This is a genomic window from Pseudolactococcus raffinolactis NBRC 100932 (assembly GCF_001591765.1).
Lineage (GTDB): Bacteria > Bacillota > Bacilli > Lactobacillales > Streptococcaceae > Pseudolactococcus > Pseudolactococcus raffinolactis.
In genome coordinates, this window is sequence record NZ_BCVN01000072.1 from 1 (window position 1) to 2,950 (window position 2,950).

General features: G+C 35.0%; 2 protein-coding genes and 3 pseudogenes. 4 read left to right on the top strand and 1 reads right to left on the bottom strand.

Translation table 11 applies throughout. From position 1 onward, the window contains the following. Window positions 1–721, top strand: a 721-nt coding sequence (locus LRA01S_RS10315) for a transposase (protein WP_169797137.1), incomplete at its 5' end; no start/stop codon positions are given. Window positions 722–810: 89 nt separating this feature from the next. Further along, window positions 811–1,377, top strand: a pseudogene (locus tag LRA01S_RS11445) (transposase). On the opposite strand, the gene LRA01S_RS10325 reads toward LRA01S_RS11445, so the two are convergent. Further along, window positions 1,326–2,228, bottom strand: a complete 903-nt coding sequence (locus tag LRA01S_RS10325; RefSeq protein ID WP_061775527.1) for an LCP family glycopolymer transferase — start codon at window positions 2,226–2,228, stop codon at window positions 1,326–1,328. The pseudogene LRA01S_RS11445 and the gene LRA01S_RS10325 overlap by 52 nt on opposite strands. A gap of 111 nt (window positions 2,229–2,339) precedes the next feature. On the opposite strand from LRA01S_RS10325, the pseudogene LRA01S_RS11365 reads away from it, so the two are divergent. Next, a pseudogene (locus LRA01S_RS11365) lies at window positions 2,340–2,533 on the top strand (IS3-like element IS981 family transposase); the annotation flags it as partial. 118 nt (window positions 2,534–2,651) lie between these two features. Continuing rightward, a pseudogene (locus LRA01S_RS10330) lies at window positions 2,652–2,950 on the top strand (DNA recombination/repair protein RecA); the annotation flags it as partial.

A 2,950-nucleotide genomic window follows, 5' to 3' on the forward strand; every position in this document is an offset into this window, starting at 1 on the left:
TAAATACAGTCTTGAACATGGTAGACCAAGCCTTGATCCCGTCATGCTCATTAAAATCCCTATGATTCAATATCTTTTTGGTATTCAAAGTATGCGCCAAACGATTAAAGAAATCGAAGTGAACGTGGCTTATCGCTGGTTTCTTGGTCTTGATTTCCAAGATGAAGTGCCACATTTCACGACCTTTGGTAAAAATTATAGTCGGCGTTTCAAAGACACGGACTTATTTGAACAGATTTTCTACCGTATTTTGGATCAAGTCTTTGAGGCGAAATTAGTTGAACCGAGATTGGTTTATCTTGACGGGGCACATATTAAAGCACACGCTAATCGTCATCAATTTGTTAATCAAGAAGTTGCGGTTGAAGCCTTGATTTATCAAGAAGCATTAGAGAAAGAGATTAACGAGGTGCGGGTAAAGGCTGGAAAAAAGCCATTCAAAAAATCAGAAGAAAAAGACGTCAAAAACAATAAAGTATCCACGACAGATTGTAATAGTGGTTGGTTTCATAAAGGTGAACATAAGGAGGTCTTTGATTATTCAGCACAGGTTGCCTGCGATACTCACGGTTGGGTGCTGGGTTACACAGCAGATCGTGGTAATCTTCACGATAGTCGGACCTTTTTTGATTTGTACGCTAAATTAATCGAAAAATTTCCAGAAATAGATACAGTTGTCGCAGCGCAGGGTATAAAACACCAGCCATTGCTAAAAAGTTGATCGATGATGGTCGAACTGGCCTATTTCCTTACACGCGACCACGTGGGAAGAAAGAACTTTTTCGAAAACGAGATTTTATTTATGACTATGTGAATCATACTTACACATGCTCAAATGGTAAACAGTTGATTTACAAAACGACCCGACGTGGTGGGTACCAAGAATATCGAACTACTAAAGCAAACTGTGCTACTTGTCCATTTTTAGCACAGTGTACAAGCTCACAAAACAAACAGAAGACAGTTTTCAGACATATTTGGCAGCTTTATCTAGATAAAATCTAGCAAAATCGTTTAACGACTTGGGGTAAGATAACTTATAAGCGACGTAAAGAAACGATTGAACGTTTGTTTGGGACTGCCAAGGAACATCATAATTTGAGATATACACATGAAAATGGCCGAGATAAAATGCACATGAAGCTTGGTCTTACTTTTGCGTGCCTGAACATGAAGAAATTAGCTAAAATTATGGCGAATAGAGATAGGGGAAAGGCGGGGATTTTCAATTTTTGGATGATTTTTAAGGTGATAGGGTATCAAAAAGCACAAATCTTAAGCGATTTGTGCTTTTTTCTACAGTCTGAAAGAACCTCTTGGTTCTTTTATTTTAGAGATTTTTCAAAAAGAGTTTTGACTGAGTCTAATTCTGTTTGAGAAACTACTTTAGCTCCATTTTCATCTGTTGTATGTAGATTGAGCTTGCTGGTATTCTTTAGAGCCTTATTGTAGCTCATAACGATCGTTTTAGCATCATCGAAACTTATATTGGTTTTAACAGTGTTTGAAAAAGCATAGAGAATTTCTCGATAGTAATTGAAACTTTCAAGTTTTTTCATATGAGCAATTTTTTGAATATTTCCGTAGAGTTCCATTGAGACATTTTGAATCCGAGTGATTGAAGCATCCAAATCAGTATCGTCAATTTGTGTCATATAGGCTTGGACTTGATCAGCAGTTTGTAAATTAACAGTTCCTTGTTTAAACTCATAACCTTCAGCATTGAATGCCTTTGGATTTTGCATGGTGATTCCACCAGTGGCCTGTACAAGTGATCCCATTTTATTAACATCGATCTGAATTACTTTGTTAATGGACACATTCAATAGGTCTTTAACCATCTGGAAAATTCCATCATTTCCATTCGTATTGTAAACTTCAGTGATTGTTTTTTGATTAGGCATTGTCGCAAAAACTGGAAAGTTCATGAAAGTAGTTTGATTTGTCTTTACATTCGTTGAAGCTAAAACAGTAGCATAAGCTGTATTTTTAGAATTATTTTTACCAGTTGCAATGATAAGTGTGGTGAATGTTTTAGACTTTTTTAAGTCGATACTTGTTGTTTTAGGGAAATTTTCATATGATGTTGAAAATGTTGATTCAACATTTCTATAAGCGGCGTAGGCTATAGAAGCAACAGCGATAATTACTAATACAAAAATAATTGAAATAACTTTTAGTACTGTGTGTTTTTTCTTACGATAATGACGCCTCTTTTTTTGATTCATGGTACCTCCATATATATTATATACCATAAATTATACCATATTTAATACCATATTTAATAACAAATTTAAATGTAAGAATAGTGATGTTATCCTTAAAGCTTAGAGTGTGTATTGTATAATTTAGACAAAAGACAAAATCATGCAAAAGAATTTAAAGAAACCTTTATCGACTTCTACCATTCTGGGCAATTCATCACTCAGCTTTCTGAAAAATACAACGTGACTCATTCAACGATTTATAAATCGATTGACCTCTAATGTCCAATGAAGAATCACTCTCAAAAGCTGATGCTCTAGAATTTAAAATATGATATCTCAAATCCAATCAATTTTTAAAAGTAAAGGGCACCTCTAAAAACGTATGAAAAGAGGTGCCCTAAAGAAACCACCCCAGGAGGGTCAGCCCTAAAATTTTATTCTTCCATGCGTATCGAAGTTAAATCAGGAGAAAAAATCAAAGATGGCATTGATACCATTGGTAAAAAAACAACTCTCCATACCGTTAAAAACAAGGTATCAGCTCCATATAAAAAACCGTCTGTCATTAATGTCTTTGGGGATGGATTCTCTCAAGAAATAGACGTGGTTACTTTAGCAATTCAAATGGGTGTAGTTAAAAAAATGAATGAAAGGTATTCGTTTAATGGCCAAAAGTTAGGACGTGGAATCTTTAGCGTTAAGGAGTATCTGGCAATTCACCAATCTGTTTTTGAAACACTTAA

What these genes read in the sequence shown, in the direction of transcription:
- LRA01S_RS10325 (WP_061775527.1), bottom strand. Translation starts at nt 2,228, where the DNA reads ATGAATCAAAAAAAGAGGCGTCATTATCGTAAGAAAAAACACACAGTA.